A 23,277-nucleotide genomic window follows, 5' to 3' on the forward strand; every position below is an offset into this window, starting at 1 on the left:
CCAAAATGACTCAATTATACTATACTGCTATCTTTAGAATTAGACAATAAATCTTAAAAAATTTGCAAGAAACTGAAAAAAAGCCTGATATAGTTGTGTTTTCGTTACAATATGCTAGACTTAAACAAATTGAAACGAGGAGATTACATGAAAAAATTAATCGCGATTGACTTAGATGGTACTACTTTAAATCAAGATTCAATCATTACAGAAAAAACATTTAAAACTTTGCGACGTGCTGTTGAAGACGGCCATCAAGTTGTCATTGCAACTGGTCGACCTTACCGCATGAGCCAACAATTTTATCACCAATTAAAGCTAACTTCACCCATGATTAATTTTAATGGTGCTCTAGTTCATCTTCCTGGCAAACAATGGAAAGGCGAACAAGAAACTGCAATAAATCGTAAAATTGTTTTTGATTTATTGGCTGAAAAAAAGAATCTCAAATTAGACTTTATTGCTGCAGAAAATCGAAATACCTTTTTTATTGATGATTTAAATTTCTTTGATAAGGGTCTATTCGCCTCTGAACAAGCAACTTTAGATAATCTATTAACCACTGATACTTTAACTAGCAATCCTACTTCAATGCTTCTTCGTAGCCAACCTGAAAATTTAGTCAGTGTCTCTAATGAACTAAAAAATCAATTTGGTCAAGAGATTGAAGTCAATACATGGGGCGGTCCTTCATCAATTTTAGAAGTAGTAGCTAAAGGTATTCAAAAAGCCCATGGTTTAGAACGGGTAATCGATGAATTCCAAATGGACAAGAAAGATATCATTGCTTTTGGAGACGAACACAATGATGTCGATATGCTGCAATATGCCGGCTGGGGTGTTGCAATGGCAAACGGAACTGACCAAGTGAAAAGTGTCGCTAATGATATTACTGATAAACCAAACTCTGAAGATGGTCTAGCAGATTATCTAACAAAATATTTGGATCTATAATCATTTAACAATTGTACTTAACAGTCTGAAATTTTCAGGCTGTTTTTTTATTAAATAAAAAACTAACAATATCAACAGTAGTGCTATCAATATTGCTAGCTAATATAAAAAGTAAAATATAAGGAAGGTATAGGAACCTTAAACACTTAAAGTTGGCTGTCATAAGCCTTTATTTAACAAAGATTGCCCTTTACAAAAAACAAAATTCCTCATTACCAATCATGCGATTTGATCAATTGCTGGGGCAAAAACTTCAATAAGCCATGGTGGTTAATTTGTTTGTTTATTAAAATAATGTAGCCATATGAAATCCAAATATTATATAAAGCCATTACCGACGTGGCTAATAAACACATCATAATTACTGAGAAATTAATCTATTTCATTTAAATTTTTCATCCTAGCTCAAGCTCAAAAGCCCTTAAATCCTCTTGATCTTTACTTATCTGTTCCTTTTGATAGACAGTCATTAATTTTGATTTATTCAATGCATCACCATCAACTTGTAATTGTTGTCTCCGACATTGAATTAAAGACCTACCTTTGAAATTGAAATTATTTGATCATAACTGCATCTCAATCCCTCTTTGCTACAAAATAAGGCTATTAAGCTGTACTTCCAACCTGAACACCAGGTATCTTTCCTGCTCTTGTTTCTTTAAATAAAGTTGGTAATGTGACTTTCAAATATTACGCAACATGTTGCGAGTTCCACACTTTATTTGGAATAGCTTTTTCTGATATCAATACTTTCAGATCATCCAATGAAATCAAAACGAATTGTTGCATTGACAAATCCTCCTCACTTAACGCCAAATGCTTGTTTTAATATAGAAATAATTAAATTTGACTTTGGGTCAGTTCTTTTACCTGATAAAGCTGAAAATACTTCTAACTTACTAACATTAATTAAACCAGTTTGTTTGCTTCTTTAAACTTGATAATTCGCTCTCGTAAATTTGTTGTATCCGGCATAATATCGCCTCCTCATATTTATTTTGAAAGCAAATAAGTTAGCAAATCGAAATATTCATCGACTCTTTTAACACGTGATGTTAAAATTAACGCAAAGTTAAAAAAATGCAATAAAGCCTAATGAACGTTGGGGAACGGTTTTTAGGTCTTTTAGTTGTAGCCTTTTTACTAACTAACTTGGTTACAAGAACAATTTAATACCTTGTGTTAAAAATTTTCTTACTTAATTTTAAAAAAGTGTATTTTAAAGCCTTTCACAGTTTTTGTTGGTATGAACTAGGCTTTTAAAATAAATATTATGAACCTAAAGGAGAAAGAAATGAAAAAAATTATTGGTAGTATTTTAACGCTCATTGCAGTATTTAGTTTAGCGGCTTGCGGAAGGAACATATCAACAGCAGATTTAAAAGCAAATGATTGGATTGTAGAATCTGAGAAAAGTGATTATCCATCAATGATCCTTAGCTTTTCTGATCATGTTATAACATTTTCAATTGATTCAAATAACATGGAATCTTCAGCTAAAAGTGAAATGGAATCAATTGGAGAAGAATTTGCTAAAAGTATTATCGATGAAATGAATTTTAAATATGAGTATACTTTAGATAAAAACAAGCTGACATGGAAGAGCGACGATAAAGATAACTCAGAAGATGAAACATACTTGGTTGGGAGTGAAGGGAAAAATATTATCCTAACACCTGAAAAAATAAGTGATTCTTCAGAAAGTGAGAAGATGGTATTAAAACCAATTGAAAAAAATAAACAAAATAAAAAGGAAAGTAACGATGAATCTGATTCATCATCAAAATCTGAGAAAAAAGATAATTCACTCTTAAAAAATAATAAGAAATTTAGTTATTTAGCTACTAATAATGGTGCAGAAAAAACAAAAATTATTGATCAAAAAGATTACGCCACTAATTGGTCGGATAGTTCTTGGTCTGGGGTTAACGTCTCAATTGATGAAGTAAGTATACTAAAAGTTGAAGACTTCAAAGATTACTCTGATGAAGAATACCCAGCATTTATCATGGTTCACTTTAACATTGATAATACTTCAAGAGATGTTGGCATTTTTCCGGAATATGCAACTTTAAATACAAATACAGGTGAACAAACTGAAGGCAGTTACCACATGAAATCGTTCGCTGGAGATTTGTTTAGTGGTAGTAAAGTTAATGGCTATGCTTCATTTCCACTAACAAACCTAGAAAACGTTACTGATATTAACCAAATACGGTTAAAATTTAATAGCAGTTATGATACTGATGATTTTAATGATGATAATGCTTATCATGAATATGATGCAACTATAGATCTGCAATAAAAAAACACAATCCCACCCCTCCAAGAGTCAGATTGTGCAGAATAAATTAACCTAAGGAATAAGCTTATTTAATTATGCCTATTTTATCAAATTGAAAGAATTGATACAAATGGCAATTGAAAAAGAAACTGTCGAAAAGTTACCAAGCGAGAAATTCAGACTACTTATAACTGTTGGATATAACAAAAAAATCGTAAAAACGTGAATGAACTAGTGAATTATCTCGAAAGTTAGTCAATTACAAAAAAAGCTAGAAACATTAACAGAATTGCTCTGTATCAATGTTTCTAGCATTATTTGTAAGATATATAAGGAAGGTACAGGATTTGAACCTGCGCGCCGGGATGAACCGGTTCGACGGATTTCGAGTTAGTTATTTTAAATGCATAAAATTAAAAATACAGTAATTAAAAGAAGTTATCTAGATTCTGTATGACTGATTTTATGCAGTTTCACTTTTATCCTACCCACGTTTCTGCCCACATTTTTATTTTTTGTTTGTTATTTTAGAAGTCAAAACCAATGTTTTCAATATTCTATTCAACAATATCAATCAAACCAACCATATTATTAAAATATATATATCTAAAACCTCTAAAAATTGATTAATGCTCTCTTTTAATTTGTTCAAATTCTTCTATATTTATGTCATTAAATTTTGTTGTAATATAGTCAACCCCGCTCTCTTTTAAAAAATTAAATTTATCATAATCATACAAAGTCCATGATCCAACTGAAATTCCATTTAATCTAAACTTGGATACATTTTCTTTTGTTAAATCTGCTGAGTTTTGATCTACATTAACACCAAAACGATTTTTTTTGCACATTGACAGAACATCGTCATTTAATGAATTAGTTATATACCAAAGGTTAGCTTGGCCGGACATACTTCTTAATTTTTGCATTATGTCTAAACTAAGACTCATTAATATACAATTTTCAATACCTATATTTTGTTCGACATTTTTAAACAAGTTTTGATAACTTTTCTCAGAGTAATTTCTCTGTCTAAGCTCAATAATTGGTGTTAATCCCTTTTTTTTACAAATTTTCAGATATTCGGATAATGTAGGAATATCTTTTTCTTCATCCGTCATGTTGTTTATGTTAGGACCTATGTCTAATTTATATTTTCTGAGTTCCTTTAAAGTCATATCCTGAACATAACCACTTCCGTTAGTAGTTTTATCTATTGTAATATTGTGCATTAACACCCATTGATTATCTTTGGTATCAATTATGTCACATTCGGCTGCTTTTATATTTTTGGGAATACTTCTGTATCCAGGTAATGAATTTTCTGGATACTCTAGACTATTCCCAGCGTGAAGGATGTATTTAATCCCTTCTAAAATACCGTCTCCCGCTTTTACAGTATATGTGTTGGAAAGTCCCAAAACTATTACTATTAAAATTATAATTACTACCAAATTCACTAAAACCTTTTTCATTTCTCTATCCCCAATGTAATTTATTAGAATTTAATTGTTAAATAACACCAAAACAATCATATATTGTGAAAAATATTTTTTTAAATGGCTATATCACTAGATATTCCTGTATTAAATGCTATAATGATATTAAATTAAATCACAGTAGGGAGGCTATTTCAATAGATATTAAAATAAATAATGCTAAAGGCATTTTAATATTCTTAGTCGTTTTTGGTCATTTTTTAGAATTTAATGCAGGACCATATTATCCACTTTTTCTTTTTATCTACACATTTCATATGCCTTTATTTATAACGATAAGTGGTTATCTATCAAAAAGGATGACTCTTCAAAAAATTATTAGACTCTTCATTTTGTTAATCGCATTCCAAATATTTTTTGTATTCTTATTTAACTATTTTGATTTTATAAAATTCTCATTGTTGACAGCTTTGACTATTCCAATTTATCACTTGTGGTATTTGGCAAGTCTTATAGTTTGGTATCTAAGTGTTTTAGGCTTGAATAAAATTGATAATAAAAAGATAAAAGTAATGGCAATCGCAATTATCATCTTCTTCTGTGTAATTTCTAGATACTATACATCGAATATTTCAGCCTTAATTCCAATTCCTGGAGCATATAGTTATACATTTAGTTTTCAAAGAACCTTATCATTTTTTCCGTTTTTTCTTATTGGCTTTCTTATTCCAAAAAACATTATGCAACAACTTTACAATATAAAACCAAATATTTTGAAACTAGCATTTATTCCAGTTTTTCTAGTTACTTTAGCTCTGTTGAAAGTGGAGCATATAGACCTACTTCTTAGAGGTGCCGTTGGATTTTCAGAAATGAATTTATATCCAAGATTATTACCCAGCGTTCAATTATATATTTTTTACTTTCTTATTCCTTTAATATGTATTGGGGTCTTAAATATTATCCCTTCTAGAAAAACTATCTTTACGAATATAGGTTCCAAAACGCTTCCTATTTTTTTGCTACATCCTATTTTTATTCTTGTAGCTTTTAAACTTAAGTTTTTCATATTTGAATTTTCTTATTTTGTTCAGATAATAATTTGGCTAATATTTACTATCATTACTATTGCTATTACTAGTAATAAAATATTTGTAGATATGCTCAAATTAAAGAAAATAAAATTAAAGTAGCCCTCGATTAAGAGGACTACTTTTTTATTTATTCATAGATTCTAAAATGGTACTGATATCGTTTGTTGTAGATTCTCTAAACGCTTTATCTTTATAATATCCAAGTGTACGGAAAACAGCATCAGCCGTTGAGTTATTTTCTCGCCAATCAAACACCTGTAGTTCTTTTCCTTCGTGAGTTTGACTATACACACCCCGAATTGCTTTCCAATCATCTTCATTTTGTAGAACGCCAATTGTTCCACCTTGTACATAAAAAATTGCTCCTCTATTTGCAAATGCATAAATCATATCTTCTTCCTCCTCAATCACTTCTTCTATTTTTTCAATTTTTTGACCACCGATATAAGCACGCCAATCTTCTCGTGTCCCATAGAAGACATTTAAATCTAAACGACTACCATAACCATCTAACCAACCATTCGACGTATATTGGAACATAGCTGTTGTTGAAAAGTGGTTTGATACCGGCGGATTGGGTTGACTGTATCCTTGTGGTTGATCTGTATAATAATTTGCAATCCATAATGGATAACCCGCTTGAGCTATCGAACTAAAATTATAAGCATTAACTACTCCGGTATAAGTGTAGAAAAATGGCATACTTCCAGTTTGTTCTCTTACATAATCTAAAAAAGCTTTTGCCCATGCTACATTCGCTTTGTTGGTTGATTCCCAATCCAAAACTAGATTAACTTTGCCTATATAAGAAGCTATTTGTTTTAAAAAATGTTGGGCTTCTTGAATTGCTGTACCTTCTAGCCCTATTTCATTTGCGTAATGATACAACGCAACTTCTTTTCCAGAATTCATAGCTTGTATTAATTGACCTTGAAAATATGGATTAGTATAACCAACACCACCAGTAGCTTTTATAATGACGAAGTCAGCAGCTACTCCTCCAGCTCCAACATTTATACCAGCTTGCCAGCTAGCAATATCAATCCCATTTAACATGATTTAATCACCATCCTTTTTGTTACTCTTAAAATTATCCATAAATCGCTCAAATAGTGATGTATCATTACCCATCTTTTGATAGTTCTCAAAAATTGACTTGATTTCCATACATAGATAACCAATATACAAAACATAAATTAAACCGACTCCCGCCCCTCCTGGAACTAACGGCGCTAGAGGAATAAAATATATAAGTAAAACCACACTGGCAACTTTTCTTAAAATACCATTGATACCAACTTTTGATTTGAATTCTATATCTGGATTGATTTTTGCTGCAATAGTACCCGACAAAAAATCAATAATCATTGCTATACAGATGAGCATGAGAACGTAAACAGCCTTGAAATCTTGATCATCCACCAAGTGCGCTAAGTAACTAAACATTTCCATAATACCTACCTTCTTTCATAATAAAAGGGACAACCAAAATCATTTGGATGTCCCTTCCCCAAGCCCTTACTGTTGTATTTATTCCCAGAACCAGTTTTCTTTACCAAGTTCTTGAATGCGAATAAAATCTACTCCATAATTATAGAAAACATTAGGATAATTGGTATCTGCTTCAAGCTCAATCACATCACCTTTTTGAAAAGTAAAACGATTTGTAAAAGAAATGTCATTTTCCCAGCCGATATCACCGCTTAAACCAGCTAATCTAGCTAAGAATTTCCCATTTGTTTTAATATTTAAGTAACAATATGTCCCATCTCGGCGGACCATAGAATTAGAAAACATACCATCCATTTGCAGCATTGCATCACGCTTTAGAGTGACTTTTTTACCATCACTACTCAAGCTAAAAACATCATTATTAAGAGATCGCTCATTATCCCATCCCTTAATGCCTGTACCAAAAGATAGCAATTCACCTTTGCTCACTTTTTTATTTCTAACTAATCCACCACCGTAAGCAATTCCAAAATTTTCATTATTCATATTTTTCATTTCTCCTTTTAAAATTAATAAAAAAAACACACCGAAGTGTGTAAGTTATATGTTGAGATCATTCAAATTTGTAGTAATGTGGTCAACATTACAATCCAATAAATACTGATATCGATTTCGATTATATAAAGTCCATGCCCCAACTTCTACTCCAGATTGTTTAAAAGTAGTCACACGATCTTTTGTCAAATCAGTTGCACTTTCAATGACATTTACATTAAAACTATTTTTTTTACATATTGCTAATACATCCTCATTCAATGAATAAGCTAAATACCATAACTGAATTGAAGCAGACATCGCTCTTAATTTCTCCAAATTTCTCAAATAAAAACCCATTAAAACACATTCAGACATACTAAAATCTTCATTGATTTGTTTGAACAATTCCAAATAAGCATCATCAGTATAATCTCTTTGACGAAGTTCAATTAATGGTGTTACACCTTTTTCTTTGCAGATTAGCAATAACTCCTTTAATGTGGGGATCATTTTTTCGCTATCGGTCATATTATTGATATTTGGGCCAATATCTAATCGGTATTGTCTCAATTCTTCCAACGTCATATCTTGAACATAGCCAGAACCATTAGTAGTTCGATCTATAGTTAAATCGTGCATTAAAACCCATTGGTTATCCTTAGTGTTGATAATGTCACATTCAACTGCTTTAAAATTATCAGGCATAGTTCTAAAGCCTGGTAAAGAATTTTCGGGATATTCCTGACTATTACCCGCATGCAGAATATACTTATCAACAGTCAGGACATTATCGCCCCCGATTTAATGCCACCCCTATTACCTGACCAGCAAAAGCTGATGAGCCTGACGAACGATTATAAGCTCCGAATTGGATATTGGTACTTGATACACCGACCACCGCCATTGAATTGGCTACCGCTGAAGCAGCAGAAATACTAGCTGTTCCATAAACAGTATCAGCAAACTTAAAGTTATTTGGAATCTTGCTACTAGCTAATATCTCCACCCAAGCACCACTATTATTTGGTGGAGCAATAGAATAAGAAACAATAATCAAATCGTTAATCCGTTGAAACTTAATCCAGCCAGTCATACCGTTTGAAAAACCTGATGTTAAGGTTAAATCAACATATTTATCAGTGAATGGTTTACCACCTACAGTTGGCTCAGTAACAAAGTTCTTTGTCCCTGAAACAGTTTGATTCCCTGTAGCTTCGACAAATTTATCCGATGTCCATTTTGCAATTGCATCAAAAACTCTACGAGGTGTCATGAATTTGAGTAAAGAGGTACCTGATTCTGCATCTGATTGAGTAGCTGTTGCATAGTTGTCTACATTGCCTAATCCCACTTGATCTTTAGTTACTTGATTCGGATTGTCTCGTCTATCCTCAAAATCAGTAATAGCATTTGTAATTTCCTCTTTTTTGGCAAATCCACTTTGGGATAATACGGTTAAAGGATTCAAGCTAATGATTATTTGTAGACCAACATAATCAATGTCAATGCTTGAAGCTGTCACTCCATTTGAACTATCTGAATAGACGATAACATTTACTAAACCATCAGAATCAATGAAATTACTATCATTAATCTCATTAGTGAAATCAGTGTATTCAGTTGCGCTACTTTGAAGTTGTGTAGAATAACTATCAGTTGACTCTAAATAAGTAGCTGCCTTTAAGTTTTTGTTGTTTGGCGCACTCGCTTTACCTCTAATAGACAAAGAAAAAGAAACGAAGTTCTGTTTTATAAAAGCAATTGATTCTGCCAAAGACATTCCTGTGAAGATTGTAGGCGCTAAGGCTCTCACAGCTTCCACAACATTAAACTTATAAAGTTGTTGCGGAATAACGCCGCTTTGTGATGAACCAGTGGAAACACCAGTGTCATCACGACTGATTAAACTATTGTAGTTCGTTTGTGTCATTTCATTCCATGAGCCGCTAGGCTTTTTTAAGTTAGTAGCTGTGAAATCAGAAAATGCTTGATGTGGATTTGAAGCAGTGTTCCCTACTGTCTTACCACTAAAGTTCATCATCTTCGGTGTATTGACTGCGCCAGAAAATAATTGAATCGCATCAGCAGTCCTTAATCGGTTATTAAAATCACGATTTAATCGAGTCGCTAAAGTTGATTGCTTAATACCTTCAGTGTCAGTTCTTGCTTGCACAATTTCTGGATTACTATCACCAGATTCAGCTACTAAATCATCAAATTCATTCCGTAAGGTATCGAATTCTTGCTTATTTTGATTTGCCGTACTGACTGCCGAGTTTGAAGTGGTGATTGCCGTTTTAGAGTTGGCCAGAGCTTCATCAGCCTTAACGTTGGCTTGATTTCCGGCAGTTGTTGCAATTGACACTGCGTCCTCTCCAGCAGTTGTTGCAATCTGTTTTGCATCATTAATTCCATTTGTTAATTCTGTTTTATATCCATCAACTTTTGCAGAAGATTCATTTGACTGCTGTAAAATCGCATTTATCTTCACACGCCCTTGGTTCAGCGTATCTGTTTCATTAATACTTTGAACTGCCATGTAACCACTCTCCTATACTTCTTCTATGGATTCAATCGTTGATTTTTGTTTAATTATTTTTCCTAACATAATAAAAGGACCTTCCAAAGTACTATTCAATTCCTCGAATATATCTTGAAAAGTCCTACCATCATTTATTTGTATTTCAAATGAATCTATTTCATTAATGAATTTAATTTTTAATTTCACTAAAATTGTCCTCCTAATTGTGATTGTATAAATACACGACAAGTTACTTGTGCTTCGATCCTAGCTAGTTTATCGGGTTTTATCTGAATCGTATGATTTCCTCTTTGGATTTTTCCAGCACTTGTTTTCTTAAGATAATTCACTATATTCAACCTGCTTTGCGATGTATCATGATCTGGCAACGTAGTCCCATCTACAATAATATCCACCTTTGAAGCTGAATCACTAGCTTGAAAAATCCCCCATTCTAGAGGATGTGTATGTTCTGGAAGTTGTACCTCATGCTTATGAGCTGGTATATCAACAGTATGTCTATGATTAGGAATATTTACGGTATGGCGATGATTTTCTACTGTTAACGTATGGCTATGAGGATTAATATTTATCGAGTGTACATGATTACTTGAACCACCCGCTGTCTCAAGATCACTTAACCCTCCACCAGCAACGTAAATAGAATTACCATTTTTTGCGTGATATACATTTGCTACTTTTTCACTCCCCCAATCATGATTAACATACCTTATGGCTCTGAACATTAGATGAGTATGATCGCCTCCAGCTCCTGATGTCTGGGAAACCCCTCCACCGGAGGAACTCGTTTGTGTTTGACCGCCTCCAGATGAACTCGTTTGTGTAGAAGCACCTCCATCTGAGCTAGTTTGTCTGCTACTTCCACCAGATTCACTAGTAATGGTTTTTGAGCCTCCACCTTTTACTGCTTTGGTATAACCACGATATCTTTTGGTTTTAAAAGTTAATTCAACAGTATTTATATTAAAAACATCGTCATCGATATAAAATTCAATTTCTGCCGGATAAGCTGCCTCACAATTATCTTGATAAGAGTAATTTAGAATATTAGTTGCTCCTTGGCTGTAGGTTTCGTTAATTTGTTGCTTTCTTGCCAAATCAGATAATGTGGTACTGATATCGCCAGTTGTCGTGCCTAATTCTAATTTAATGTCTTGTGGATTGCCAAAAACATCTGCTTTTGATTCTTTCTTTATCCTAAAATTAATCGATCCATAATCATCAGTGTTTAGCATTACAACATTTCCTTGTCGTAATAAATCAATTTGAATTGGTTCATCAGTTAGCTTAGTCAAATCCACAGCAGTAGTCTTCCAACTTACTGAAGGGATGCTCCATTTCTTTAACATCGCCTCAGCATTATTTTTTAAAGATTGCGCATCTGTAAACCGTTGATCTACCCACACGTATTCAACCAATCCATATTTTGCAATCGAAGTCTTATCTTCGACATAAGCTATATTGTTATTCACTGATTTAATATTTAATTGGTTTACACCTTCGCCAGCACCCAATGGATAAATCCGATTCACTGTGTCATTTGGGTTTGATTCTACTTCGTAACCTACCAAGTTATATCCTTCTTGTAATCGACAAACCGGTTCAGTTTGAGGTTTAACAAGCGACAATTCAAATGGATAGACTTGTGTGTCCCACTCCCATAGATAATCTTCATCAAATGCTTTCGGTATACTAAACAAAGCATCTGCCAAGCCATTCTCGTTTTCCCAAGAATAACTAAAATATCTAGTAAACTCACACTTTTTCAGAATCCAATGTTTTACTTTTTGCTGAGATAAAACATAATTAATTACTGTTAGTGTCGGACGATTTACCATTTCATGGTAACCAAAAAGGACGCTATCTAATAACGTCCCTAATACATGTGTAGCTTCATATGTGATTGTATGGTTACTTTTATCTTTTTGAATCGTTGAAGGCATAATCCTATATAGTCCAATATATTCATCTTCATTGTCAGTTAATTCAACATATTGTAAAGCTTGAATCATTGAGTTCTTTGAATCAAATAACGGCATTTTAAAACTAATACTTCCAATCTGATTTTCACTTTTCTCATAGCTTACATCCGACGCATTTTCAAGAATAGCCGTATATTCTCGATTTAAATTCATAGTCATTAACAAAAAAATCACTCTCCTACTTTTACAAAAATCTATTTGGATATTCTATTGTTAATTGAATATTTCCTTCACGTGCTTCGACGTATAAAGGTTCACTAGGATAAATGTAAAAATCATTCATTGGCCGAATCATTGCCCTGCCATTCTTAGTGATATGGAAATTTTTCGTGTTAATAATAATTGTGGAATAGTCAAAATCTCCTAAATCAACCGTGTCATTCCGAGTCCTAATTTTCACTCCACGTCCAGTACCTATAATCGTGATTGTCGGTTTTACTTTTAAACCTTCAACTGTCGGATATATTTCATATGGTTGTGCAGCAATACCTTTGTCACCCATAAGATATCCTTGATGTTGAAAAGTAATTAAATCACTACCCCAAAAAGCGCCACCTTCGAACTTGATTCTAAGATTAACAGCGCCACTTCCTGTATTACCCATTAAGTAATTAGCCTGAAATGTAATAGAGTTTGAACCCCAAACAACAGAAGTAGCATCACTTTTAGTGTATTTATAAGGATCACCACATTTTAGAGTGAAGCTACTGATTGCCCAATTAACACCAGGGTCTACATCTTCGACTTTAGTTTTCTTACCGATAAAAAACATCTCTGGCTCATCGTTAAACCAAAACTCCACTTCCTTTTCAGTAAAAAGAGCCATGTTCAATCGATTAAATGTATCTCTAAAAGATTCATTGGAGTCAGCTTTCAGATAGTATTGAACAACAATCTCTCTTTCTGGGAACCTTGAATAAATATGACTTTGCCCATCTCTAATACCTAGTTGAACATAGTTTTCTTCTGATCCGAAAAGTTCCCGGCCTTGAACATTTAAAGTTCGATAGCCGGGGATCATATCTTCTAAAAATTTCCCATTAAAATTAATTGCTTCACTAGGTGTTCCTTCAAAAATAGATTGCCCATAAGTATCAATCTCATTCATTAATAGGCACCTCCAATTCGGTAGCCTTTAGAACGTTGCCCATTTACTTGTCTTTTTTCCAAAGCTACTGCAATGCGATCAATATCTGCTTCTTCTCTCACGACAAACGTTGCACCTTCATTCATTCCTCTATAGTCATGAACGACTGTACCACCTCCGGAATATTCAGTATTTGTTGCTGCACGTTTGGCTGATTCTTTCGCATATTTCATACTGACATCATGGGGAATAACCTGAGTTCCTGACGGTAGCATGGCTAGTTCTCCACGCCCACCTTCATTCATCCTAGCGAATCCACCTTGCCAATTATTAGTACCTGAATTCAAATATGGTATTTCTCCAAGTGAGACACCGGGTATTTTATTAATCAATCCAATAGCACCATTAATGCCGCTAATCACATCATTAACAAAACCTTTTACTACCGAGACTAAGTCATTGACGGCTGATCCAACACCTTCAAAAACTCCACTAACAAAAGCGGTTAGTCCATTCCATGCATTTTGAATGCTTTGAAACACACCAGAGATTACATTGCTTACATCATTCATAATTCCGCTAATGGTGCCGAATATTCCATTGAACACACTGGAAACAACACTACTAATTCCGCTAATTACTCCACCAATTCCATTAAAAACTGCTGATGTGAAATTCATAACGTTATTCCAAATACCTGTAATAGTAGTGAAAACTGTAGTAAATACTCCAGAGATAAAAGCAATGATGGGTGAAATTACACTCATCATAGAACCTATAACCCCAGCAATAAAGGATATAATAGGAGAAATGATCCCCATGATAGTAGCAATAATATTGCCCACAACACTAATAATTGTGCTGATTGTAGATATAACTGTTGTCACTACACTTATGACGACACCAATGATACTTGAAATAATAGGTATCAATGTTTGAATCACCGTAATGATCGCTTGAATAATCGCAATGACTGCTGGTGCTACTGCCGTAATAATATTCATTACTGCTGAAATAATATTTGCGATTGCCGGAGCCAACTGTGTAATTAAGGCAGAGATAAATGGTGCCATTGCTACAGCGAGTTGTAAAATAACTTCGAATATTTGTTGAAATACCGGTAACATTTGTTGAATCAAACTAGTTATGACCGGTAAGACCGCACTAATAATCTGAGTTATTGCTGTTTTAATAGACTCTAAAGCAGGTTGCATTGCTGAAATGATTGATTGTATAGACCCAACAACTGTTTCTCTAAATGAGCTGCTAGTCGCCATCAATGTTGCGAAGATAGCAATTAAAGCAGTTATACCTGCGACAATTAAAGTAACTGGCGAAAACAATCCACCAATGGCTGCACCAATGCCTTTTAATAAACCTGTTAATGGCATTGCTCCTGTAGCGAGCTGACCAATCACACCTACTACTTTACCAACTCCTCCGGCTACTGTTGTTACTACCGAAGTCATTCCAGGTCCAATCGAAGAAAAAGCAGAAATAATAATTTTTGCGATTGAAGTAATTGGTCCATTCAGTTTTATGGCTATTCCTGCAAACAAAGCAATAAATGTTGCTACCTGTGGTGAAAAATTAGCAATAACAGGCTGTAATACGCCACTTAAAGAGGATAAAACTTGTCCGATTGTACTTACTGCTGTACCTATTAAAGGTCCGACTGTTGAAGCAAAATCAGTAATAACATTTTTAACGTTATCGAAGATATTTTTGACGTTGGTTCCAAACTCTAATAATTTATCAGAACTGTCGGCATCTAGTACACCACCTAATGCAGCATCTAGATCACCCATAGAGGAAATTGATCCTGTAATAATTCCAATAAATGCTCCTACTACAGATTGGATATCTGATAATTTTTGAGAAAAATTCATCATAGAATTCCAAATAGATTCAGGAAACATAGTTAAAAATTTTTCTCGTAATTCTCCTATTTTTTCACCAGGTCCACTTGTAATCATAGTTAATAAGGCCATACTTAATATTCCAGCGCCTTGAACAACTTTCCAAAATGTTCCAATGATTTCAGACACTTTATTTCTAAAGCCTTCACTCTTAATCATGGCAATAGTAAATCCAGCTGCCAATAATCCAAATGCACCTACTACTAAACCTATCGGTGTCATTAAAAATCCTACTCCAGTTGTTAAAACGCCAAAAGCAGTGGTTAGCTTACCCACAATTTTTAAAGCAGGACCAATCCCGACAGCAATTCCTGAACCGACTAATAAAGCTTTGGTAATCAGTTCCTGAGTGGACGGCGACAAGCTTTCAAATCCTTGTTGAACCTTTTGAACTGCAGAGATTATTTTTTGAAATGATTCTCCAAACTTTTCACCTAATATGGCTGCTTTATCTTCCACGACTCCTAATCTGTTGTTAAAGTCTGCTAGCATTGGTTTAAGAGTAGAGAAAAAACCTCCGCCTTTACCACCCGCATCAAGGAAGTTGGCACCAATACGACCAATCGAAGCTCCGATATTTGCTATTGTTGATTTGAAAGAGTTTTGACCCATAATTTGGGCAGCACCACCAATATTTTTTTCAATAGCTTCCATAAACATTTCTGATGAAATCTTACCTTCTGAAGCCATGTCTTTTATATCGGATGCCGCAACTCCAGCAGCTTCACCTAACCATTGATAAATTGGTAATCCACGATCTGAAAGTTGTTCTAAATTTTCAGTCATAGCTCTACCAGAAGTAGTTACTTTATTTACAATCGAACCCATCTCAGACATAGAAGTACCAGCAATTGCCGCTGCATCTGCTGTAAGAGATAAATACCTGGTTAATTCGTCACCTTGCTTAACTCCGGCAGCTACGGCTCCAGCAGCAGTTGTTGCAGCTTCAGCCATGCCAAAAGCCGTTCCTTTAACTGATACTGTAGCTGATTTCATGATTTCATCAACTGCTCCAGCATCATGTCCAAGACCCATTAGTTTTGCTCTGGCATCGTCAATACCTGTTAAACGGTCAAAACCTTTTACTAATGCAATACCAGCCAATGCTGAGGTAGCAGCTAATGCAGGTTTAGTAATTTTACTTGATAAAGAGTCACCGACACTTGTAAGATTCTTCCCAATATCCTGCATCTTTTGACCTGATGAAGTAACTTTACTTTGTAGGCTGTCCAATGAACTTTTTGCACTGGACATCATTCTTTCAAATCCTGAACCATCACCAGTGATTTTTGCACTCAAAGTGTAATCTGCCATTTATCAGCTTCCCCCTCTCATTGGCTTTCTTAAACCATTAGCAGCATAAACTTTGTCTACCCATGATTTGCCGTCTCTTTCTTCTAAAGACAAAACAACATCAACGGCAGACTCATTAAATTCAACATCTGCTTTTGATTGTTTTTTCTTAAACAGCTCTTGAAATTTTGCACCTTTTTTCCTTAATGCATTCGATACAGCATTAAAGACAGCATCACGCATATAGGTAGCATCATTAATTGTTTTTCGTTCATATTCTTTTTGTATAAATAGTTTTTCCGTTTCAGTAAGTTGCTGATATTCCTCTTTTGTGTAACCAAAATTGACAACAAAAAAAGCCAAATCCATTTCATTTTGAAAAGGCTTGGCTACTTTATTTTTCTTTTTTTGTTCTGGTGTTAAAGGAATATCTGTATCCCAATACTCGTATTCAACGAGTTCTATTGGAATAAAAAACCCATATCTTCCTGAATTTTATCAACAATCAAACCATTTACTGTAATGGCACCATTGGCTTCAATAAAAGGCTCAAACATAGAAATTGCCTTTTTCTGAGGTACTGCTTTAAGCCCTTTAGACTCCACTAAACCAAAAGAAAAAAGTGTTTCCATCATTTGAATTGGCAAAACACCATTGTTATTTACCACAATCGCATTAACACTTTGTTTTGTAATAGTTTCAATAGTTTTGATTTTTTGAAGGTTATAACGAAGTTCATATATAACTCCATTAACTTCAAATTGTCCTTCTGATAATTCTTCCACTTGTTCAATATTTTCAATTTCTTCGTTCATGATTGTCCTCCTACGCGGTAACTGTTACTAGACATTTAGCAACAGCGCCTTCTTTTGTTGTAGCAATAACAGTTGCTTCACCCTCTGCAATTGCCGTGATCTTAGCTTGTGCTGGTGTTACTGTTACAACTGCGGAATCACTTGAAGTATAAGTTACTTTTGTATTTTCAGGATAAGTAATCGCCGTTAACGTTTCAGTCGCATCTTTTGCTAATGATAAAGTTGATTGACTTAAAGTAATACTTGGCGTTCCTTCTGGCATTTGGCTTGCCCCAGTTTCTTCAGATAAATCAACCAATGCTCCTGCACCATCTAAAGTGATTGAATAAGTCATTGCATCATCATAAGGCGCTTCTAAAGAATAATCAGTGACAATTGCTAAACCACCAAACATAGGGAGTTTATTACGCATATCTAAAACTTTAATACAGATAGGGTCATCACCATCAAAATACTTTCCTAACTCTTTATGAGAATCATCTGATCTTACATAAAGACCATCATTATCAATTGACCATTCTTTCATACCACCAATTTTAGATTTCCATCCACCTTTTGTGTCTTTTGATGTGATTTCAATAGAATCTTTTGAGCGGTTAATTGATAAACCTTGTTGGCCAGCAATAGCCAATAATTTATCTCCAGTTGTATTGAAAATAGCAAGAATGATATCTTTACCTGCTACTGCTTTTACCGCTGTAGATGAATAATCACAATAAAGCTGATCTTCAAATCCTTTTACTTCTGCCATGTTGTTTCCTCCTATATTTTGAATTTAAAACCATAAGTTACTGTTAAGGAATAACCTAGTACAGCATGTCGTGTTTTTGATTCATCTTCTAAAATTCTTTGTGCGCCCTCTGGCTTTTGAATTAATAATTCAAATCCGTCTGGAAGTTGTACTTCAACTGTCATCGCTTCTCTAATCTTATCGGCTAAATCAAAAATAGGCAGTGATCCTTTAGAACCATCTGCCCACCCATGTATATATATTTGATATTTATCTTTCCACATTGTCTTTGAAGGTATAGGCTCAACACCTATTAACTCAACACTAACAAATGGTAATTTTTGATTTTTTGGTACATGATCTAAAATCTGAATGTCTTTGATATTTTTCTTTAAAACGTCAATGACACCAACCAATAAATCGGAGAGTGATAGCTGTTCTAACATTTCATCACTCCTTTAGTTTATTTTTTAAATCTTCTTTGTAAATTAAACGCTGTGAATCAACATTTGTTTTGAAATAATACTGACCGGGCAAAAAACCGCCATTTCTAAGACGATGGCCAAATTCAACGTGAGGCCCATAATCTTTTGTATAGCCAGTTTCATCGCCTGTATAAGACATCGACATTCTTAGTTGTCCGCCACCAGCATAATCACCAACTGGTGTCCCTCCTGGCTCTTGTCCTCTAGTATAAATGTCCCGCATTTGCTTTTTCTGAACATTTATTAAATCTAGTTCGGATTTTCTTGCTAATTCTTTTTCAAGAGCCTCTGTACCAAACAAGCTCAATCCATAAGACATTTAATCACTTCCATAGTTTTTCACATAAACAATGCGCCATCTATCATCATCTTCACCTTTGATATTTTCAATTGTGAACTCTTCTTCTTTTAGCACTAATTGTGTAGCTTTTTTTAAAGACGTATTACTCAAGGTAGTAATCACTTTTTGAAGATTTTTAGTAACAATTCTTGAATCAAGAGCAATTTCTTCAGCAGTCCATGTTCCTTTGCGTCCCATACCACTATCTAAAAAAACATGTTCAACGATTGGATTATGAAGTTTATCCTCACCAACTATTTTTTCAATATTTAAAGCAATTGGATAAAATCTCATAAGAACACCAACTTACCTTTTTTATTGTCTGGATCATCATCTTGCGTCTTAAAATAATTAGAAAACTCACGATCATAACCAGATAGAATGTTGTCAATAAAAGACACACTAAATACATCAGCATTTTCCGAAGAAATACCTTCGTGATATTTTCGACGATACATAGCCATAACCACTTCAACGGCAATAGAATTAAAGGCGCTAGGAAAGTCCTTAACGCCTGTGTAAAGTTTAATCCTATCAATTGCAGTTTCAATAAATTCAGACGCTAATTCTTGTTGATCTATTAATTCTGGCTCTCTGATAACCACACGTTTGATTATTGCTTCTTTAGGTGTTAAATCGTCCGCCATGGGTAATCACGTCCTTTACTTTCCAGATGCTGGCGTTGCTGGTTGAATCGTTGCTTCGATAACTCCTTTAGGGATTTCAGGAAATAATACTAAAGCATTCATAAATAAAGATTCATAGGTTGCATTTTTTAATGTTTTACCACGAGTAGCAGAAATATAACCTGTTTCATCAGTGAAGTCAGCAAAGATACCACCTAAATCTGAAGTCAGCATATTTAAGTAAGCTAAAACAATATTGTCTACAGCAGTTGAATAAACCTTTCCTTGTGGAATCGCATTTAATACAACTACGTTTGAAGTTCCTAAAAAGTTTTTCAACAAAGTCATACCAAACACATTTGAGGCATTCGCCAAAACTGCAGTGTCTGATAAATAATCAGCAACATCTAATGGATTCACAAATGACACAAATTCTGCGCCGTCAAATTCTTCGTACGTTGATAAGGTTGCCCAAGATTTTGCTAAAGACTTTTGCAAGCTTTCTTCTGTTAATTTTGTTGGTGAAGTACCTAAGAAAGTAACAAAGTTGGATTTAATACCGCCTTGAATTTTACGGATTAATTTATTATCTGCTTCATCAATTGCTCGTGAAGCACCATGTCGTGCAATTGCTTCTGCTGAAACAGCTCTACGCCATTTATTGAAAGCCACTTGGAAAGATTTTCCTTTCTTGCGAGTTGCTTTTGACAATGGAATGTCTTCTCCTTCAGCAACCACACCAGATTTTAAATCTGTTTCCCACTCGTACATTTGGACCAATAAATCTTGAGTTAATTCTAGTTTTCTTGTAACACCTAATAATTCTAGTAATTCTGAAATTCCTGTTTCAAATCGGTTTACAAAATCAATGGATTTAATTTCGCCTAAGTCATCCATTGTTGTTAAATTAGTTTCTTGTGCCATATTTTTTTCCTCCTATTTTTTGAAAAGATGGATATTATCTTGAATAGCTTGTTGCCGGGTTGCATTATCCTTAATGGACATAATTTCTTGTTTAGTCATTTGTTTTCCCGGGTTCAAATTAATCTTAGGTGGCTTACCAGATAATGCCTGTTTCGTTTTTTCTTCCGCTTTTGCATCAACTAAAGAAATAAAAGCATCGACAGCTTGTTTAGTTTCTTCTGCTGTGTCTCTAACAACAAAATCAAGGATTTCATCATCAGCCGAAATCGAAACCTCTGACAGCATCTTGGAAGCCTCTTTTGACATTGCTGTATAATTTTCTTTGTTTTCTAATTCGGCAATACGATCAAGAAGTTTTTGCTTTTCATGTTCGGTTTTTTCATCATCATTCATACTTGCCAAACGTTCAGCTTCTTTTTGTTTTGCTTCCTGTTCTTTTTGCCATTTAGCTTTCCTACTTTTTACAATAGAATCAATGTCGTTATTATCCTTTAATTCGAACTTTTCTTTTATAGCAACTAAAGCTTTTTCTGATAAATCCTCAATTGAAACTAAATTGTTGTTTTCTTCGCTATTGCTGTCCTCTTTAGCTTCATGTTGGCCACCATTACCGCCATCATCAGCAGCGAAAAATTGCAAGTTCATTGGTAATAATAATTTTTTCATGTTGTTTCTCCTTCCATTGCTTTTAACGTGAATCAATGCTTGCACATCCATTGCTTTTATCGTCATCAATGCTTGGACAAAATAAAAAGCCCTATAAAATAGGACTAGTTTCATAAATAGTTTTTAGTTCGTTCATTCTTTGCTCAATTTCTGATTGTAATACCGCTTTTCTCTCTTGAACATTCAATGTTTGCTGCTTTTTAATCATTCTTCTAAGCCTTTTATCAGAGAAATAAACTGTAGTTTTAGCTTTGCAGTTCTTACATTCAAAAAAATTTCTTTGTATACCTTTTGATAAATTCTCAGTTTTTTGAATGAGCGGAGTTAGTTTAAAACACTTATCACATTTGAATAATTTTTGTGCCATAGCTACCCTCCTTATTTTGAAGTAGAAAAAAACGCCTAATTACCTAGTAATTAAACGTCAGATATATCATCATAAATTTCATACATACGCTGCCCAACTTCATTAACTTCTTCTTGATCATCAAGTCCATAATGTACGATAGCAAATGTTAAATTATCATCCCAATCGTCAAGAGATTCTTTGTCAGTAAATTTTATCTCTATAGAATCGGATTTTTCTACAACATCTAATCCCGCAATAATTTTTTTATCTATTTTTTTCAAAAAATCGTAATCAGATTTCTTTAGAGTAATTAACATAAAATCATCCCTTTCATTAAGATGGAGCTACTTGAATTAAATCACCCGTAACAATATTCAAAGTAACTTTAGCTTTTTTTCCAATATAACGATTTACCGTACCATCATATAAACTTGGCTTAACAGTACCATGCTTTACTGCTTGTACAACATCATCTATTGACACTCCATTTCTAGGCTTCCCAGTTTTAGGATCCTCAGAAGTACCTAATACTCTCTCGATAAAGTGTTTTCTTTGACCATTTATTTGAATTCCGTCAACAGTCGTTTGACCTATCAGCCTTTTTTCTATTTGTTTTTTGTAATAAACATAATCGCTAAAAGACGATAAAGCAGAAATATTATTCTTCTCTCTGGATTTTGCATAATCTTTAAACCACTGTAATTCATTACTATCATTATACCCCATCGTTTTGAAATCCTCAAAAGTAGGCATGTTATTTATGCCTAATAAATCAGCATATTTAGCATAGGATACATCAGCCCCATAATCATCAATTGTCTTTTCAATATCTTCCGAAAAGACATCGACTTTAACATCATTTTCAATAGGTACGACAGTTGATCGGCAAAAAGAATGCATCGGTGGTGCATTAAGTCCAGGTTTATAATCTTTAAACGAAAAGACTTTATTATTTAGCGCTCTACAAGTATCACTAGTACGATTATCAATAATTGAAGTGTAGCGATAATTCTCTATACCATCATCTATAAATGCATGGGCATTGGCAGTATTCATAAAAAATGCCGATTCGGTCCAAACTAATCTTTTTGCATAAAACTTTCCAACATCAATTCTATTCTGTAAAGATTTCACTAAATCATTATAATTCGTTCCATTTATTAGCCCATTGGATAAATCCGAATTAAACCAATTACGTAAAGTGTTTTTATTTTCCCATAGTCTGTCGGAGTAATTTTTTTTATCAAACCATTTATTCGACAGGGTCTGTTGCAACATAGAATTGTTAATACTAAAAAAACTTGAAGTATTCTCCAAGTTTTTCATTGTGGCCATATAGCCATATTCATATGATTTAGATAGATAATCAGTCATTTGCTGATCTTCTATGATTCCTAGCTGTGCCATTTTCATTCTAACCGACATTTGTAATCCTTCGAGCCGATTAAGATTATAAATATTATTTCTAACAGGTAATAGATTTACGTACTGGGGATTCTGTTGAACAAAGTTATCAAAGTCTCTAAAAACTGCTTCTCTTTCTGAGTCAGATAAAGCTCCCATCATGGTTCTGTATTCAATGACATCATTGACACCATAGCTTTGATAATAATAGGCAATATCTTTTTCTAAATCTTTTAAAACCCTGTCGTATTCTTTTTGAAGCTGAATAGTAAATTTCTCATCTTTTTTATCTAATCCAGCCATTAATGCATCTTGACGTTTTTTCCAATAATCAGAAGTATGAGCCATTTTATCA

The 23,277-nt window shown here is 33.8% G+C and carries 25 protein-coding genes; 3 read left to right on the forward strand and 22 right to left on the reverse strand.

All coding sequences use genetic code 11. The features are described 5' to 3' along the window. Window positions 1-147 precede the first annotated feature (147 nt). Entirely contained in the window at window positions 148-954 is an 807-nt protein-coding gene (locus ID741_RS12435) for a Cof-type HAD-IIB family hydrolase (protein WP_218327665.1), read from the forward strand. Between the two features lie 1,294 nt (window positions 955-2,248). Beyond that, on the forward strand, window positions 2,249-3,259 hold the full coding sequence (locus ID741_RS12440; RefSeq protein WP_438720157.1) for an LptM family lipoprotein: 1,011 nt from the start codon (window positions 2,249-2,251) through the stop codon (window positions 3,257-3,259). Between the two features lie 605 nt (window positions 3,260-3,864). Here ID741_RS12440 and ID741_RS12445 read toward each other — a convergent pair. Then, a complete protein-coding gene (locus tag ID741_RS12445; RefSeq protein ID WP_438720158.1) occupies window positions 3,865-4,713 on the reverse strand; it encodes a glycerophosphodiester phosphodiesterase family protein in 849 nt (282 codons plus the stop codon). A 65-nt stretch (window positions 4,714-4,778) separates the two neighbouring features. On the opposite strand from ID741_RS12445, the gene ID741_RS12450 reads away from it, so the two are divergent. Next, window positions 4,779-5,870, forward strand: a complete 1,092-nt coding sequence (locus ID741_RS12450) for an acyltransferase family protein (RefSeq protein WP_438720159.1) — start codon at window positions 4,779-4,781, stop codon at window positions 5,868-5,870. A 24-nt stretch (window positions 5,871-5,894) separates the two neighbouring features. Here the strand turns inward: ID741_RS12450 and ID741_RS12455 are convergent, their stop codons facing one another. The 21 genes from ID741_RS12455 to ID741_RS12555 all read right to left on the reverse strand — a co-directional run bounded on the left by ID741_RS12455 (window position 5,895) and on the right by ID741_RS12555 (window position 23,270). Further along, entirely contained in the window at window positions 5,895-6,827 is a 933-nt protein-coding gene (locus ID741_RS12455; protein WP_438720160.1) for a GH25 family lysozyme, read from the reverse strand. Window positions 6,828-6,830: 3 nt separating this feature from the next. Next, the gene (locus tag ID741_RS12460) at window positions 6,831-7,217 is read right to left on the reverse strand and encodes a phage holin family protein (protein WP_438720469.1); all 387 of its coding nucleotides are present in this window, start codon (window positions 7,215-7,217) and stop codon (window positions 6,831-6,833) included. Window positions 7,218-7,301: 84 nt separating this feature from the next. Then, window positions 7,302-7,769: a hypothetical protein gene (locus tag ID741_RS12465; RefSeq protein WP_438720161.1), complete on the reverse strand. Its 468-nt coding sequence runs from the start codon at window positions 7,767-7,769 to the stop codon at window positions 7,302-7,304. Window positions 7,770-7,823: 54 nt separating this feature from the next. Then, on the reverse strand, window positions 7,824-8,561 hold the full coding sequence (locus tag ID741_RS12470; protein ID WP_438720470.1) for a glycerophosphodiester phosphodiesterase: 738 nt from the start codon (window positions 8,559-8,561) through the stop codon (window positions 7,824-7,826). Continuing rightward, window positions 8,548-10,299, reverse strand: coding sequence for a hypothetical protein (locus ID741_RS12475; protein WP_438720162.1), 1,752 nt, complete (start codon window positions 10,297-10,299; stop codon window positions 8,548-8,550). Before ID741_RS12475 ends, ID741_RS12470 begins: the two co-directional genes overlap by 14 nt. A 12-nt stretch (window positions 10,300-10,311) precedes the next feature. Beyond that, window positions 10,312-10,488 carry a phosphoribosyl-ATP diphosphatase gene (locus tag ID741_RS12480; RefSeq protein ID WP_438720163.1) on the reverse strand — a complete coding sequence of 59 codons (177 nt, stop codon included), beginning with the start codon at window positions 10,486-10,488 and terminating at the stop codon, window positions 10,312-10,314. Next, window positions 10,488-12,449: a phage tail spike protein gene (locus ID741_RS12485; RefSeq protein ID WP_438720164.1), complete on the reverse strand. Its 1,962-nt coding sequence runs from the start codon at window positions 12,447-12,449 to the stop codon at window positions 10,488-10,490. The genes ID741_RS12480 and ID741_RS12485 overlap by 1 nt, the downstream gene beginning before the upstream one ends. Window positions 12,450-12,468: 19 nt before the next feature. Further along, complete coding sequence (locus tag ID741_RS12490) at window positions 12,469-13,392, reverse strand: distal tail protein Dit (RefSeq protein WP_438720165.1); 924 nt, start codon at window positions 13,390-13,392, stop codon at window positions 12,469-12,471. Next, window positions 13,392-16,604, reverse strand: a complete 3,213-nt coding sequence (locus ID741_RS12495; RefSeq protein ID WP_438720166.1) for a tape measure protein — start codon at window positions 16,602-16,604, stop codon at window positions 13,392-13,394. The genes ID741_RS12490 and ID741_RS12495 overlap by 1 nt, the downstream gene beginning before the upstream one ends. Window positions 16,605-16,607: 3 nt before the next feature. After that, on the reverse strand, window positions 16,608-16,952 hold the full coding sequence (locus tag ID741_RS12500; RefSeq protein ID WP_438720167.1) for a phenylalanine racemase: 345 nt from the start codon (window positions 16,950-16,952) through the stop codon (window positions 16,608-16,610). Between the two features lie 92 nt (window positions 16,953-17,044). Beyond that, complete coding sequence (locus ID741_RS12505) at window positions 17,045-17,398, reverse strand: segregation and condensation protein B (protein WP_438720168.1); 354 nt, start codon at window positions 17,396-17,398, stop codon at window positions 17,045-17,047. A gap of 10 nt (window positions 17,399-17,408) precedes the next feature. After that, window positions 17,409-18,149, reverse strand: coding sequence for a phage major tail protein, TP901-1 family (locus ID741_RS12510; RefSeq protein WP_438720169.1), 741 nt, complete (start codon window positions 18,147-18,149; stop codon window positions 17,409-17,411). Window positions 18,150-18,160: 11 nt separating this feature from the next. Further along, window positions 18,161-18,574: a tail completion protein gp17 gene (gene gp17 / locus ID741_RS12515; RefSeq protein ID WP_438720170.1), complete on the reverse strand. Its 414-nt coding sequence runs from the start codon at window positions 18,572-18,574 to the stop codon at window positions 18,161-18,163. 4 nt (window positions 18,575-18,578) lie between these two features. Continuing rightward, complete coding sequence (locus tag ID741_RS12520; RefSeq protein ID WP_438720171.1) at window positions 18,579-18,932, reverse strand: hypothetical protein; 354 nt, start codon at window positions 18,930-18,932, stop codon at window positions 18,579-18,581. Continuing rightward, the gene (locus tag ID741_RS12525) at window positions 18,933-19,247 is read right to left on the reverse strand and encodes a hypothetical protein (RefSeq protein ID WP_438720172.1); all 315 of its coding nucleotides are present in this window, start codon (window positions 19,245-19,247) and stop codon (window positions 18,933-18,935) included. After that, a complete protein-coding gene (locus tag ID741_RS12530; protein WP_438720173.1) occupies window positions 19,244-19,600 on the reverse strand; it encodes a phage head-tail connector protein in 357 nt (118 codons plus the stop codon). Before ID741_RS12530 ends, ID741_RS12525 begins: the two co-directional genes overlap by 4 nt. 15 nt (window positions 19,601-19,615) lie before the next feature. Next, window positions 19,616-20,503, reverse strand: a complete 888-nt coding sequence (locus tag ID741_RS12535; protein WP_438720174.1) for a phage capsid protein — start codon at window positions 20,501-20,503, stop codon at window positions 19,616-19,618. 12 nt (window positions 20,504-20,515) lie between these two features. Then, the gene (locus ID741_RS12540; protein ID WP_438720175.1) at window positions 20,516-21,169 is read right to left on the reverse strand and encodes a DUF4355 domain-containing protein; all 654 of its coding nucleotides are present in this window, start codon (window positions 21,167-21,169) and stop codon (window positions 20,516-20,518) included. Window positions 21,170-21,260: 91 nt separating this feature from the next. After that, entirely contained in the window at window positions 21,261-21,536 is a 276-nt protein-coding gene (locus ID741_RS12545; RefSeq protein ID WP_438720176.1) for a hypothetical protein, read from the reverse strand. 50 nt (window positions 21,537-21,586) lie between these two features. Further along, entirely contained in the window at window positions 21,587-21,835 is a 249-nt protein-coding gene (locus ID741_RS12550; protein ID WP_438720177.1) for a hypothetical protein, read from the reverse strand. A gap of 16 nt (window positions 21,836-21,851) precedes the next feature. Then, on the reverse strand, window positions 21,852-23,270 hold the full coding sequence (locus ID741_RS12555; RefSeq protein ID WP_438720178.1) for a minor capsid protein: 1,419 nt from the start codon (window positions 23,268-23,270) through the stop codon (window positions 21,852-21,854). Window positions 23,271-23,277 lie beyond the last annotated feature (7 nt).

This window comes from Enterococcus sp. AZ103, assembly GCF_051714685.1.
GTDB classification, from domain to species: Bacteria; Bacillota; Bacilli; order Lactobacillales; family Enterococcaceae; genus Enterococcus_A; species Enterococcus_A alishanensis.